The following is a 13,861-nucleotide window of genomic DNA, read 5'->3' on the forward strand; positions in this document are numbered from 1 at the left end:
TCGCACATTGTATTAACGCGGCGAAATGTTCGATAAACACTGAACGTGGACAGTAATCTCTTCACGGTCGTGATATAGATGCTTAGCTTGCAGCTTAAACTTCACACCGTTTTCAATCATGAACAATTTCAGGTTCTCAATATCTTCCAATACTTCGTCGTATCGGCCTTTCATTGGCAACTTGAGGTTAAAGATCGCTTCTTTAGCCCAACCGCTGATGATCCATTCACCCATCAACTGAGCCACACGTGATGGCTTCTCAATCATGTCACAAACCAACCAAGTCACGTTCTTACGTGCTGGTTCAAATTTGAAACCATCTTCTTGGTGGTGCTTCACCTGACCAGTATCCATTAGACTGTCTGCCATCATGCCGTTATCGACTGAGTGAACAAACATCGAACGTTTCACCAATTGATAAGTCCAACCACCAGGACACGCACCAAGGTCAACACCCCACATGCCCGCAGCAAGACGCTCATCCCACTCTTCACGAGGAATGAATACATGGAAAGCTTCTTCCAGTTTCAGAGTTGAACGACTAGGTGCATCCGCTGGGAATTTCAATCGAGGGATCCCCATAAAGAACTGTGAGTTGTTACTCGGCAAAGAGTAACCAATGAAACAGTGAGTAGGCCCAACAAAACAGATATGCAGCACTGGTTTTTTCGGGCTATCTTTCGGGAACAAGATCTCTTTACCACGTAATGCCTGACGCATTGGAACCGTGAACTTACGGCAGAACTTGAGAAGTTCTTTCGCTTCGTTGGTATCCGGTGTTTCGATACGAAGATCACCACAGCGCGGCATAGACTCAACAAAGCTTAAATCATGAAGAATTGGCGAAATACGGTCTTCTCTAGGAAGCTCTTGAATTTCAGCAGCAACAGCAAAGATTTGGCGAGCAAAGATCAGAGACTTAAAATCGAGCTCTTTGACAAGCTTTTGAGCATCACCGTCTTGGTAACATTCAAAAATAACATAGCCGCTGTTTCTTTTTACACGAGGAAAACCGAATACTTCTAGTTGAGTTGCACGATCTTGAATTTCACCTGCACACTCTTTTTCAAAGCCGCTACGGCAGTAGAGCATTAACTGTTTCACTGATTTACCTCTTTAGTCTGTAGTGCTGCATAAACAAACAACCCCCACCCCAGCATAAACGTTACTCCACCTAAAGGAGTAATTGGACCAAACCACTTGATCCCCGTTATCGCGAGCGCATAGAGACTGCCGCTAAAACAAAAGATGCCGATGATAAAGCAAATTGCAGCTAGGGCGAAATATTTTTGTGACTTATCCGACAATTTCTGTTGAAGCAAGAGACCACAGAGCAAAATCGCGATGGCGTGAATAAATTGGTATTGAACACCTGTGTTAAATACCTCAATCAGATACGGTGATAAAACCTTCTTTAAGCCATGAGCCGCAAATGCACCCAACGCCACACCTAGCCCAGAGAAAAGCCCACCAATCGCAAGTAAGTGTTTACTTTTCACCATACACCTCAAAAATGAACTGAGCTAAATGGTCAACCGCCAAAGCAATATTACCTTCCTCGGTATGCCCAGATTTCTTACGCGGCTTAAAGCTATGATCGCCATCTGGAACAAATTCAACGGACACTGAACTCGACAAAGTAAAGCCTTCAAACTCTTCACGTTTTCCGAATGTATCTCGTTCGCCTTGAAGAATGAGAGTTGGTTTGGTTAATTCAGCCAGATGGTCTCCTTTGAAGTTCTCTGGCTTGCCTGGTGGATGAAAAGGAAAACCTAAACACGCTATACCTGCAACATACTCATTGTCTGCTGAAAGGCTGGACATACGGCCTCCCATCGACTTACCACCAATGACTATAGGGCCTTGTGAGGAGAACTCTTCTATAACGGCTTGGTAAGCATCAAGCAACTTAGGCGCTCTGTCTGGCGGGCGTTTTTTGCCGTCTTCAGCACGCTTCACCATGTAAGGGAAGTTAAAACGAACAACTTGAATTCCTTTCGTTGCTAACCCTTTTGCGACCGACTCCATAAACGCATGATCCATGCCCGCACCCGCGCCGTGTGCAAAAATAAACAGTGGGTTTCCATTTTCACCATCAATCAGGTAATCAGTCATCAAGAAGTTCCTCTTGCTCACTTTGAGCTTTCGCTAACATCCAATCTCGGAAGGTGGCGATACGGCCCATGTCTGCTTGTTTGTCATGGCATACCACGTAAAACGCATTCTTCGATAAAAGTACCTCGTCAAACGGGGCAATGAGTCGCCCAGCTTCCATCTCAGGCTGCGCAAGTACATTGTTACCCAATGCGACGCCCTGACCGTGTGCTGCCGCTTGAAGCACCATGGTTGAGTGACTGAAGATTGGCCCGTGGTTGACATTCACTCCCTCAATACCATTTTGCTTAGCAAACTGTTTCCAATCTTTACGCGAGGTATCATGCAGCAAGGTATGTTGTTTCAAGTCACTTAGAGTTTCTAATGGTTTGTTGCCTAAAAGTAACGAAGGTGAACAGAGTGGAATCAAGAACTCTTGGTACAGCTTATCCGCACGCAAACCCGGCCAATTGCCACGGCCGTAGTATATAGCCACATCCACATCATCAGTCAAAGAACCTTCATCCATATCGACCGCTTTAATACGGACATCAATATCAGGCTCTTGCTGGTTAAAATCAGCGAGGCGTGGCACCAACCATTGAATAGCAAAACTAGGCGGCAAGCTGATCGTTAACGCCCCTTTCTCACTACGTTCAAGAACTTTATCAGTAGCTTCTGCTAGGGATGTAAAAATATCCTTTATATCAAGAAAGTAGCTCTGCCCCTCTTCAGTAAGAAGAAGCGAGCGATTTCTGCGTCGAAATAGTTTTAAGCCGAGGAACTCTTCAAGTGCTTTGATCTGGTGACTGACGGCAGCCTGAGTAACAAACAGCTCTTCTGCCGCACGAGTAAAACTCAGGTGGCGAGCTGCAGCTTCAAACACTTTTAAAGAGTTCAAAGGTGGCAATCTTCTAGACATAGTAGCCTTATATAAAATAGATTAGTTTTTTTTATCTGAAACATTATAAAATGTCCATTGCCTGACGACCAGAGAAATTCTATATTTCACACCGCAGCGAGAAGTCAGAACGGCTTGATTCCCTTTTGAATCAATTGACCTCTCACTGCGATGTTGTGTTTGCAAACTCGTATTTCGAGTTCGGTAGGTTTCTACCAGTTTTGTTTCCAAGTGAAACGAAACATATACTTCCTGTATTTATTTTGACCTGTCTGTCAAATTTTTTAGCACCGCCTATATGGCGGTGTTTTTTTATGTCTCAAGCAAGTTATACCAACCAGAATAAATATCTGGTCATTCTTGCTGGTTAAAATCGCTGATAGCATCGTTATAGATTTTGTAGGTAGTTCAACTAGCTAGCTGCAATCTATGCCTTGCTCTAAGCGATTTTTCCTGCGCAATTATCTGATCATCTATTTATCCCGGTTGGTATTTCAGACAATAAAAAAGCGCAAACCGATTTAACGATTTGCGCTTTCAGTGTTTACAAACAACTTAACGTTATGGGCGGTAAACCTTCACGTTATTGAAGCCTTGCTCTTGTAGGTATAAAGCCTGGAGACGGCTCATCACACCGCGGTCACAATACAGTAGGTAAGTTTTAGACTGGTCTAAGTCACCAAACTGCGTGCCTAGCTTGAAGAAAGGAATATGCTTAACTTCAACACCATCAATCTCTAATGGGTTATCGTCTTCCTCTTCTGGACTACGGATATCAAGAACAATTGCATGCTCTTCTACTGCTTGAACCTGCTCGACTTCTGGAGCCGCTTTTTCCGTCTCTTTAGCGATATCACGAATGTCCATCACTCGTGCATCTTGTACCACTTGTTCTAGAATCTCGAAGTTGAATTTCTCTTCTTCCGCTTCTAATCGCTTCTTCACCGCTTTAACAGTTGGCTTTTTAGAAATCACACCACAATACTCTGGCATTGTTTTGGCAAAATCTTCTGTACCAATGTCGCGAGCAAGGTTAATGATGTCTTCTTTGTCCCAGTTGATCAGAGGACGAAGAATCAAAGAGTCAGTCACACCATCAATGTGGCGCAAGTTGGTTAGCGTCTGGCTTGATACCTGACCAAGTGCCTCACCTGTCACCAACGCTTCAATCTTGAATTTGTTCGCAACCATACCAGCCGCGCGCATAAACATACGCTTCAAGATAACGCCCATTTGGCCATCATCAACTTTCTCAAGGATTTCAGCCACAACAGGTTCGAAGTCTACTGAGATAAAGCGCACCTTGGCAGATGAACCGTACTTGTTCCATAGGTAGTGAGAAACCTGTTTAACACCAATTTCGTGCGCAGGACCACCTAGGTTAAAGAAGCAGTAATGTACTTTCGAACCACGTTTGATGTGTAAGTAGCTAGATACACCTGAATCGAAACCACCAGAGATCAGGCTTAGTACGTCTTCTTGTGTGCCTAGAGGGAATCCGCCTAGACCTTTGTAACGTCCGATAACTTGGTTAAGTTTCTCGTTTGTTACTTCAACGTTTACCGTTACATCTGGGTTCTTCAGCTTAACGCTCGCACTTTCAACCGCTTGGTTCAGACCACCACCCACGTAGCGCTCTAGCTCGATTGAAGTGAAGTCATGCTTACCACGACGCTTCGCACGTACTACAAACGTCTTACCTTCCAATCTAGGACGGTTTAGTTCTAGTACCTGCTCATAGATATCATGCAGGTCTTTAAAGTCTGACTGTTGTACGTCAAGTACGTGGTGGATACCTGGCGTATGCGTTAGAACCTCTAGAGTCTCATTGTAGAACTCGTCAGATTCCGACGTCACCTCAATGTGGTCACGACGGTTGAATACCGCAACAGACTCAGTACGGCTCTTGACGATGTTGCGAATATTACATTCAAGAATCTTTGTGAAGCGCTTACGCACCGACTCACTTTTTACAAAAATTTCTGGATGGGGCTTTACGATAAATTTCATAATTCACTTCACAACAAGTTAAATAGATTCGCAGATTACATACGGCGAAGCATAGCCAGCCGCTCACTCTACATTGAGTTAATCTCTAAGGGCGCAAGATTATACATGAATGAATGACCATAAAAAAGACGAGCGTTTAAGCTCGTCTTTTTCTACTTGCTTGACTACTGCACGACGCGTACTTCGTCACTTTGTAGTGCCTCACCCTGCATTATACTGATCTCCACACGGCGATTTCGTGAACGCTGAGCTTCCGTATCGTTCGGACCTAGTGGGTCAGTATCGGCCATCCCCCTAACTTGGAGGCGTTGATGGTCAAAGCCACGGACTCTTTCCATCTCTTGTGCAACCGACACCGCACGCTGAGCAGAAAGGTCCCAGTTGGAGCGGTATAGCTCAGAATCAATACGCTGATTGTCGGTATGACCAGATACACGAATAACGCCTGGGATATCTTTTACTAAGTCTGCTATTTGGCGTACGAGCGGTCTAAACTTTGGTTGTAAGAAGGCAGAACCTTCTGGGAAAGCACCTTTCTCACGAATTCGAATATCAATTTGCTGACCGAGGTTTTCAACTTCAATCGCGCCCATCTCAATCTCTCGCTCAAGGGCTTTCTTAATGCTCTCCATTAAGGTTTCAAGCTCTTGAGACATTTCTGCCGACTGATCTTGCTCGCTATCTGACTCGGAATTCTGATTGTTCTGCGTTGAGGTATCAGGGGATTGTCCCCCCGTCAGCTTACCTTCATCGCGCTGTGTACCACCGGCACGGTCGGATTCTCCTTCATGAAACTCTAAGGTTTGCTGAGTAATGTCGATAGTCTGCTGCATGATGACATCAATCGGCGTCGGCTCAGGGCGCCCCGGACGGAACTCTTGTGCGATAATACTGGTACCTTTGGGAATGTCTTTTACTTCCAAACGGTTTTGAACACCAAACGCAAACTTCATTGAACCAGCAATCTGTTTAAACTTCAGTACATCCATTTCTGAGAAAGAAAGCAGAAGTACGAAGAAACACATCAGCAGAGACATCAAGTCGGCAAAGGTCCCCATCCAAAGCGGAAGGCCAGGGGGCGGACATTTGGGTTGTTCTTCTTCCATACCTTCGACCTTACTCGTTATCTACGTCAAGAGCGCGTTTACCTTCATTTAGGTAATTCTTCAGGTAACTATCAATAACACGAGGGTTTTGGCCATCTTGAATTGCAAGCACGCCATCCATAACCAAACGGCGGTTGAGTTTTTCTTGCTCACGGCGCAGAGACAGTTTGTCAGCAATAGGGAAGAACACCATGTTAGATAAGATCGCACCATACAGAGTGGTTAAGAGTGCTACCGCCATCGCGGGACCGATCGCTTTTGGGTCATCCATGTTTGAAAGCATGGCAACCAGACCAACCAGTGTACCGATCATACCCATCGCAGGTGCAACGTCACCGAAGGCCCTAAACACACTAGCGCCAAAGTCGTGTCGCTCATCGGTTAACACAATGTCTTTCTGTAGAGCCGCTCGTACGACGTCGGCGTCATGGCCATCCACCAATAGGTCGATGCCTTTCTGCATAAAGCCATTGGTAATTTCCATCTCTTCTAGAGCAAGGAAACCACCTTTACGAGCTGCGTCTGCCATTTCAACCACTTTCGCAATCAGATCTTCAGGCTCATCCGCTTTAAACATAAATGCTTTACCAGCAATTTTTGCTGCACCGAAAAATTGCCCCATCGTGAATTTCATCAACACCACGAAAATCGAGCCACCAACTACGATAAGAATCGACGTTACATCGATAAACATCATGATGCTTCCGCCCAGTATCATCGCCATGATAACGAAAGCGAAACCGCCAATCAGTCCTACCAGCGTTGCTAAATCCACAAAGCACTCCTCATGCTATTTTGAGCTTCTATCAAAGTATATCGGCAACCTGTTCAGATCTTTAGTTTTTTATTGATACTGTATTCACATAAATGTCGATGCTTAGTCGCCGTGAGTCAGACAGATATCCATATAAAGTAATGCTCACCCCAAGAGCGGCTGTTTTAGCTCGATTTTTCTGACAATTTTGCTCGGTTAAATTTGACCATCATAAGCCGCTAAGGTAACTTTCGTGCATCTTTGTCAACGTAGAATAGTTATGGCGAGCAAGAAACCTGAAAACATGACCTTTGAGGCCACCATTGATGAACTCGATGTCATCGTAGAAAACCTCGAAAATGGTGATTTAGCATTAGATGATGCGCTGAAAAAGTTTGAGCGTGGCATTGCACTTGCTCGTGCAGGGCAAACCAAATTAAGTGATGCTGAACAGCGCGTCAGCATCTTGTTACAAAATGATGATGAGTCGCCACTGAGTGACTTTGATGGCCAGCCTGAGTAATTGATTTAGATTATGTCTGTTATGCAAGAGGCATTAACCTCATTTCAGCAACGAAACAATGCGCAGCTTGAAAATTGGCTGCAGGCACTGCCACACCAGAACCTTCCGCTTATCGAAGCGATGCGTTATGGCTTATTACTTGGTGGTAAACGTGCTCGTCCATTTTTGGTCTACATTACCGGTCAAATGCTAGGCTGTGACGTCAAAGACCTTGATACCCCAGCTTCAGCAGTTGAATGCATTCACGCCTATTCATTAATTCATGATGATCTTCCAGCAATGGATGACGATGAGCTTCGTCGCGGCCAACCAACTTGCCACGTAAAATTTGATGAAGCGACCGCTATCTTAACCGGCGACGCGCTGCAAACCTTAGCGTTTACTATTTTGGCTGATGGTGAGTTAAATCCAAACGCTGAAATCAACCGTATTAAAATGGTAAAAGTGCTGGCCGATGCCTCTGGCGCCAACGGCATGTGTATGGGTCAGGCGCTCGATCTAGCCGCTGAAAATAAAGCCGTTTCACTGCAAGAACTAGAAGAAATCCATCGCAATAAAACTGGCGCATTGATGAAATCAGCCATTCGTCTCGGCGCTCTGGCAGCGGGAGAAAAAGGCTTAGAGGTGATGCATCTGCTTGATAAATATGCCGATGCAGTTGGTCTCGCATTCCAAGTGCAAGATGACATCCTTGATATCATTAGTGATACAGAAACGCTGGGCAAACCTCAGGGTTCTGACCAAGAATTAAACAAAAGTACCTATCCTGCCCTGCTAGGATTAGACGGAGCTATCAACAAAGCTCACACTCTGTTAAATGAAGCACTTCAAGCTTTGGAAGCAATCCCATACAATACAGAGTTACTCGAAGAATTCGCCCGATATGTCATCGAGCGCAAGAATTAACACAATAAGCGCGCAATTATATGACTCTTGATATTTCAAAATATCCGACACTCGCTCTCGCAGATACGCCTGATGAGCTGCGTAGCCTTCCAAAGGACGTGCTACCGACACTGTGTGACGAATTACGCACCTATCTACTCAACTCTGTGAGCCAATCTAGCGGACACCTTGCGTCCGGACTAGGCACAGTTGAGCTAACTGTAGCGCTTCACTATGTCTACAATACGCCGTTTGACCAATTAGTTTGGGATGTCGGCCACCAAGCATACCCTCATAAGATTTTGACTGGTCGTCGTGACCAAATGTCGACCATTCGCCAAAAAGATGGTCTTCACCCATTCCCATGGCGTGAAGAAAGTGAGTACGACACACTGTCTGTTGGTCACTCTTCAACTTCGATCAGCGCAGGTCTAGGCATGGCCATTAGCGCAGGCAAAGAAGGGAAGAACCGTAAAGTAGTCAGCGTGATCGGCGATGGCGCAATTACCGCTGGTATGGCTTTCGAAGCGATGAACCACGCGGGTGATGTGCATCCAGATATGCTGGTCATTCTAAACGACAACGAAATGTCGATTTCAGAAAACGTTGGCGCACTGAACAACCATTTAGCGCAAGTGCTTTCAGGTAACCTTTACACGTCTATTCGTGAAGGCGGTAAAAAAGTACTGTCGGGCGTACCACCAATTAAAGAGTTGGTTCGTCGTACTGAAGAGCACCTCAAAGGCATGGTGGTACCGGGTACTCTATTCGAAGAGCTTGGCTTTAACTACATTGGTCCTGTCGATGGTCATGATGTGAATGAACTGGTCAAGACACTGAAGAACATGCGTGAACTTAAAGGTCCGCAATTTCTTCACATCATGACGAAGAAAGGCAAAGGCTATGAGCCCGCGGAGAAAGATCCGATCGGCTATCATGGCGTACCTAAGTTCGACCCTAGCCATACTTCTTTACCGAAAAGCAGCGGAGGCAAACCAAGTTTCTCAAAGATCTTTGGTGACTTCCTATGCGATATGGCTGCTCAAGATCCAAAACTGAGAGCAATCACACCAGCCATGCGTGAAGGCTCAGGTATGGTTCGTTTCTCTAAAGAGTTCCCAGATCAATACTTCGACGTTGCTATCGCAGAACAGCACGCAGTCACCCTTGCGACAGGTATGGCAATCGCTGGTGACAATCCAATCGTTGCTATTTACTCAACGTTCTTGCAACGTGGCTACGATCAGCTGATCCACGATATTGCGATTATGGACTTGCCTGTTATGTTTGCTATTGACCGTGCAGGGCTTGTTGGTGCAGACGGTCAAACTCACCAAGGTGCATTCGATCTTAGCTTCATGCGCTGCATTCCAAACATGGTGATCATGGCACCAAGCGATGAGAACGAATGTCGCCAAATGCTCTATACAGGTCACAAACATACCGGCCCATCCGCTGTTCGTTATCCTCGTGGGACAGGTATGGGTACCGACATCGAGCAAGAGTTCACGGCACTTGAGATTGGTAAAGGTCGACTTGTGCGCAGTGGTGAGAAAGTTGCGATTCTGAACTTTGGTACCTTCCTAGGAAGTGCATTAGAAGCCGCTGAATCACTCAATGCGACGGTTGCCGATATGCGTTTTGTGAAGCCTCTTGACGAAGAGTTGGTCAAGCAGATCGCTGCAGATCACGATGTGATTGTGACTCTAGAAGAAAACGCCATTGCCGGTGGTGCTGGCGCAGGTGTGATTGAGTTTATGATGAAGGAAAAAATCCTTAAGCCAGTACTCAATCTTGGCCTACCAGATCGATTCATCGCACAAGGCACCCAAGACGAGCTTCATAAAGAACTCGGGCTTGACGCCACAGGCGTTGAGAATTCGATTCGCGAGTACCTTGCCAAATAAACGAAAAAAGCCCTCAACCGAGGGCTTTTTTGTGTCTAAGACTTTTCCATTGATGCTGAAATTAGTTAGGCAGTGCCCATCCAAACTCTTCACACAGCTTTAACCACGTGTCATCGACACCCGCTTTAATCACCACATTTTCATTGGTAAAAGGGTGTACAAACTCCAGCTTCGATGCATGTAACAACAATCGATGTGAATCATATACCTCTCGGTACATCTTGTTGTGCTTACCGTCCCCGTGGGTCGTATCGCCGACAATTGGGTGTCTTAGGTGAGCCATATGACGCCTTAACTGGTGCTTACGACCCGTTAGAGGCTTCATTTCCATTAGGCAGTAGCGCGTCGTCGGAAATTTACCGGTAGAAATCGGAACTTCTACCTTAGCCAGAGGCATATAGTCTGTGATGGCTTCTTGCGCTTCTTTCTCTTGGCTTGCATGCTTATCTGCAATTTTGTCCAACTCGACCTTCAGCGCGTAATCTAACCGCCCTGCCTCTTCTATCCAGCCTCGTACTATCGCATGATAGGTTTTTTCCATCTCATGATTAGCAAACATTGGCATTACTTCGGCAGCTACCTCACTAGACAATGCAAAGATAAGCACACCAGAAGTCGGACGATCTAAACGGTGCAGTGGGAAAACATGTTGGCCAATCTGATCGCGCAGCGTTTGCATCACAAACTGAGTTTCATGCTTATCTAACCAACTGCGATGAACAAGCATCCCCGCAGGTTTATTCACCGCGACAAAAAATTCATCTTGATAAACAATCTCAAGCATTTGAAGCGACCTCATCAAATTGTATAATTATCGATAGCAATGACTCGAAACTTGCTTGCTGTTTCCAACACTCTTCGAAATAGGGTGTCATAGAAAAGTGAGTAGGAATTGGCATGCCTTGATGCAGCATATAACGCATACGAGCAATAAAAATCCATTGCAACCACTCTTGCGGCTCTAAGGTATCGACAGCGAACGGCTCTTGGCTACTTAATGCTTCTGCACTTGGCGGTTCGTTTAACCACAACCCCAATAAACGCAACTCTTGCTCTAAAGTCACGAGCAGATCGGATATTTGTTTCTCTTTCGTCATTAATCTGTTTATCTGACCTTGAAAATTGCCCTAAGAGTACCATCTATATAGGAAAGAAAGTTAGGACAAATTCTCCAATGGAAACCATTCATACCCTCACCCAACTGTTAACCAATAGCGACTGTCATTTTCAGGTTTATGACCTAGGCCGTCGAATCAAGGCAATTGATGCTAAAACGTTTGCCGATACTGAAAAAGGCCAACTGCCTTACCCGTATCCGATGCAACGTAAAGCTCATCTCGCCATCGCGTATTGGAATGAACAAAAACAACCTTGGATTTGGTTTCTAAAGTTCGATCTCGATGAACGAGGCTTACTCAAGCAAGCCGATGTTGGAAACTTCTTGAAGTATGTCATCGAAGCAATGGGAACACGCCTTAACCAAGAGATGACAGAGGAGCAACAGGAGAAGCTGTCAAACAACCCTTATACCTTCAAGCCTGCTGAAGACAAAATGGCCGTATTCCACAGTCAAATTCGCGCTTCATTGGACCTGCCTTGTAGCCAATACTATGAACATGCTCAACACTATTTTTCAGGTGGCATGGAGTGGGACAAATGGCATACCGTCGGACTGCAAGGGGTGACAGATATTTGTAGTCGTCTGGGCCAAGAACAAAATGGGGTAAACCTACGTAAAGCTCTTAAGCATTTACCTAACGAGCCACTCTATGCACTGTTAGGCGCGCTAGAGCATACTGAACTGTCAGATAAGCTCGCCGCGAGTATTGCCGAAATGGCCATGAAAGAGATTCAAAATAACGAACCTGATTTGTTCCTTCTTTCAGCGCTGACTCGAGCACTATCTGGCGCGCCCGTTGCTATTGTGGCACCGATTGTGGACGCGATACTCTCTAGCCCACGCTTAAGTCATCAAGAAATCTTAATAGGTATTGCAGGACGCTGTTGGCACTGGCTTGCTGAAGCAAAAACGGCTGAACAATTTCTATTAAGGCTAGCGCAAACTGGCAACCAAGTGCTGTTTAACCAACTGTTTGCCGACCTTGTAATGCTCCCTGAATTACGAATGGTACTGCTACCACTATTACATTCAAGTCCATCAGAAGAGTTGGCTCAAGCCCTAATTCGCCTTCAACAGGCAACTAAGGCGTAGATTATGATTCATGACCTCTTTGCCATACTCGCTCTTTCCATTGTCTGTTTGCTATTTTGGCAACAGCGACGACAAGCTGAAATCGCCAAAAGTATTGCAGCGCGTAAATGTAAGGAATTGGACTTACAACTGGTGAGTGTGGCATTGAAGGGACATAAACTAAAAACGCCAGATGGGATCTGGCGTTGGCATACTGTTTATGAGTTTGAGTTTTCATCTTTAGGTGACGACTGTTACAAAGCGGAAATTATTATGCAAGGCTTCCACTTAGCGAAGGTGACGCTTCCACCTCATCGGATGTAAATACAAACTCCATATACGGGCCAAATGTATCCTTTTTATGAGCATTGAGAATAAAGCCCAATCTTTGCAAAATACTGATTGATGCTTCATGCCCGACGTTTGCGGTTGCATACACGTGAGTCAAGTTTAAATCGCGAAGTGCTTTAGGAAAAAAAGCATGAAGCACTTCTGATGCAATTCCTCTCCCCCAGTAGTTCTTATCAAAGATAAAACCAAGCTCGGGGTCATTATCTAAATCAGAGATAAACACATGTCCGATATAGTCTCTGGTTGCACTGTCCAATACGGCCATCGCATACACATTACGATCGGTCATGACCTTATTGAATAGCTTTTTAGCAGATGCAACAGTATGTGCCCCATTCATCTCTGCACGGTTAATCACACAGCAATTGAGCATAAGAAATTCTGATTGTAGAGATTCGTTATAAGGTACTAATAACGATCGGCGAGTCACAATAGTCATGACACATCCTTGTAAGCAGCAATAATTGTCTTATAAAACAAAGCCGAAAATTTATACCAACTGATCACAACCTATATTGATCTAGGTTGTTTTTAATGCACTGTTATTAGAGTTATTAGTAAAGGTGGGATCTAAGAAAAACCCCGACACGTTAGTATCGGGGTCTAAGTCTTACTCGCAGCTATCCGGCTACAAAAGGGGCTCCATGCATCTTCCTTAATAGTGACTGCGTCCTTCAGTCTAATCCTACTTTCGCCGTCCTAGCGGTGTCCTTATCTTCCTGATAGCTAACTTATCCTAGTTAGCACACTTCACTCTTTCCGTACGTGGTGTCCTTTGTATCGTCCTGATACTGATCCTACCTCGTCCTAGAGGTGTCCATTGCCGTCCTTGCCACCTAAAATCCTATAGGTGATTGTGTCCTTACAATGTCCTTTCGCTCCGTGCTTGGTTCACTTTCCTAGTAAACCAATCTTCTTCCTGAAGATTCCCAATCCTTGGTGTTTCCTGTTCCGTGTCGTTTCCCTGTCGACAAGGTTTAATTTACTCGAAACTTAGTTTTAGACAATTGGCTTAACAAAAAAACTTCGCGTAACAACTTAGAAACAAGTTCATTAACACTTAATATTCAATCACTTAAATCCAAGACAAGCATAACACCAAGGTTCTTAAGATAGTTTGGCTTACAGTATCTGTAAGA

At 45.0% G+C, this 13,861-nt stretch carries 16 protein-coding genes; 6 read left to right on the forward strand and 10 right to left on the reverse strand.

Annotated features, from left to right (window positions below; genetic code table 11):
• Positions 1-12 precede the first annotated feature (12 nt).
• The 7 genes from rlmM to pomA form a co-directional block, all read right to left on the reverse strand.
• Positions 13-1,104: a 23S rRNA (cytidine(2498)-2'-O)-methyltransferase RlmM gene (gene rlmM / locus F0231_RS04185; RefSeq protein ID WP_171758471.1), complete on the reverse strand. Its 1,092-nt coding sequence runs from the start codon at positions 1,102-1,104 to the stop codon at positions 13-15.
• Positions 1,101-1,499 carry a DUF423 domain-containing protein gene (locus F0231_RS04190; protein ID WP_171758665.1) on the reverse strand — a complete coding sequence of 133 codons (399 nt, stop codon included), beginning with the start codon at positions 1,497-1,499 and terminating at the stop codon, positions 1,101-1,103. The genes rlmM and F0231_RS04190 overlap by 4 nt, the downstream gene beginning before the upstream one ends.
• Positions 1,489-2,115, reverse strand: coding sequence for an alpha/beta family hydrolase (locus F0231_RS04195; RefSeq protein WP_171758472.1), 627 nt, complete (start codon positions 2,113-2,115; stop codon positions 1,489-1,491). The genes F0231_RS04190 and F0231_RS04195 overlap by 11 nt, the downstream gene beginning before the upstream one ends.
• Positions 2,108-3,016: a transcriptional regulator GcvA gene (locus tag F0231_RS04200; protein ID WP_171758473.1), complete on the reverse strand. Its 909-nt coding sequence runs from the start codon at positions 3,014-3,016 to the stop codon at positions 2,108-2,110. Before F0231_RS04200 ends, F0231_RS04195 begins: the two co-directional genes overlap by 8 nt.
• A gap of 540 nt (positions 3,017-3,556) precedes the next feature.
• Positions 3,557-5,005, reverse strand: coding sequence for a tRNA uracil 4-sulfurtransferase ThiI (gene thiI, locus F0231_RS04205; protein ID WP_171758474.1), 1,449 nt, complete (start codon positions 5,003-5,005; stop codon positions 3,557-3,559).
• A gap of 164 nt (positions 5,006-5,169) precedes the next feature.
• The gene (locus F0231_RS04210) at positions 5,170-6,111 is read right to left on the reverse strand and encodes a flagellar motor protein MotB (protein ID WP_171758475.1); all 942 of its coding nucleotides are present in this window, start codon (positions 6,109-6,111) and stop codon (positions 5,170-5,172) included.
• 10 nt (positions 6,112-6,121) lie between these two features.
• Entirely contained in the window at positions 6,122-6,835 is a 714-nt protein-coding gene (gene pomA, locus F0231_RS04215) for a flagellar motor protein PomA (protein ID WP_253825727.1), read from the reverse strand.
• Here pomA and F0231_RS21225 point away from each other — a divergent pair.
• The 4 genes from F0231_RS21225 to dxs all read left to right on the forward strand — a co-directional run bounded on the left by F0231_RS21225 (position 6,744) and on the right by dxs (position 10,180).
• Positions 6,744-6,962, forward strand: a complete 219-nt coding sequence (locus tag F0231_RS21225; protein WP_367613461.1) for a hypothetical protein — start codon at positions 6,744-6,746, stop codon at positions 6,960-6,962. The genes pomA and F0231_RS21225 overlap by 92 nt on opposite strands.
• 183 nt (positions 6,963-7,145) lie before the next feature.
• The gene (xseB, locus tag F0231_RS04220) at positions 7,146-7,388 is read left to right on the forward strand and encodes an exodeoxyribonuclease VII small subunit (protein WP_171758477.1); all 243 of its coding nucleotides are present in this window, start codon (positions 7,146-7,148) and stop codon (positions 7,386-7,388) included.
• Positions 7,389-7,409: 21 nt separating this feature from the next.
• Positions 7,410-8,294, forward strand: a complete 885-nt coding sequence (ispA, locus tag F0231_RS04225) for a (2E,6E)-farnesyl diphosphate synthase (RefSeq protein WP_171758666.1) — start codon at positions 7,410-7,412, stop codon at positions 8,292-8,294.
• A gap of 20 nt (positions 8,295-8,314) precedes the next feature.
• Positions 8,315-10,180: a 1-deoxy-D-xylulose-5-phosphate synthase gene (gene dxs, locus F0231_RS04230; RefSeq protein ID WP_171758478.1), complete on the forward strand. Its 1,866-nt coding sequence runs from the start codon at positions 8,315-8,317 to the stop codon at positions 10,178-10,180.
• Between the two features lie 61 nt (positions 10,181-10,241).
• Here the strand turns inward: dxs and truC are convergent, their stop codons facing one another.
• Positions 10,242-10,964, reverse strand: coding sequence for a tRNA pseudouridine(65) synthase TruC (gene truC, locus F0231_RS04235; protein ID WP_171758479.1), 723 nt, complete (start codon positions 10,962-10,964; stop codon positions 10,242-10,244).
• Complete coding sequence (locus F0231_RS04240) at positions 10,957-11,277, reverse strand: YqcC family protein (RefSeq protein ID WP_171758480.1); 321 nt, start codon at positions 11,275-11,277, stop codon at positions 10,957-10,959. The genes truC and F0231_RS04240 overlap by 8 nt, the downstream gene beginning before the upstream one ends.
• A gap of 77 nt (positions 11,278-11,354) precedes the next feature.
• Here F0231_RS04240 and F0231_RS04245 point away from each other — a divergent pair, with 77 nt between their 5' ends.
• Entirely contained in the window at positions 11,355-12,392 is a 1,038-nt protein-coding gene (locus F0231_RS04245) for a DUF3549 family protein (RefSeq protein ID WP_171758481.1), read from the forward strand.
• A gap of 3 nt (positions 12,393-12,395) precedes the next feature.
• Complete coding sequence (locus tag F0231_RS04250; RefSeq protein ID WP_171758482.1) at positions 12,396-12,695, forward strand: DUF3301 domain-containing protein; 300 nt, start codon at positions 12,396-12,398, stop codon at positions 12,693-12,695.
• Here F0231_RS04250 and F0231_RS04255 read toward each other — a convergent pair.
• The gene (locus tag F0231_RS04255; protein WP_171758483.1) at positions 12,643-13,161 is read right to left on the reverse strand and encodes a GNAT family N-acetyltransferase; all 519 of its coding nucleotides are present in this window, start codon (positions 13,159-13,161) and stop codon (positions 12,643-12,645) included. The genes F0231_RS04250 and F0231_RS04255 overlap by 53 nt on opposite strands.
• Positions 13,162-13,861 lie beyond the last annotated feature (700 nt).

It is taken from the genome of Vibrio sp. RE86 (genome assembly GCF_013114545.1).
Taxonomy (GTDB): domain Bacteria; phylum Pseudomonadota; class Gammaproteobacteria; order Enterobacterales; family Vibrionaceae; genus Vibrio.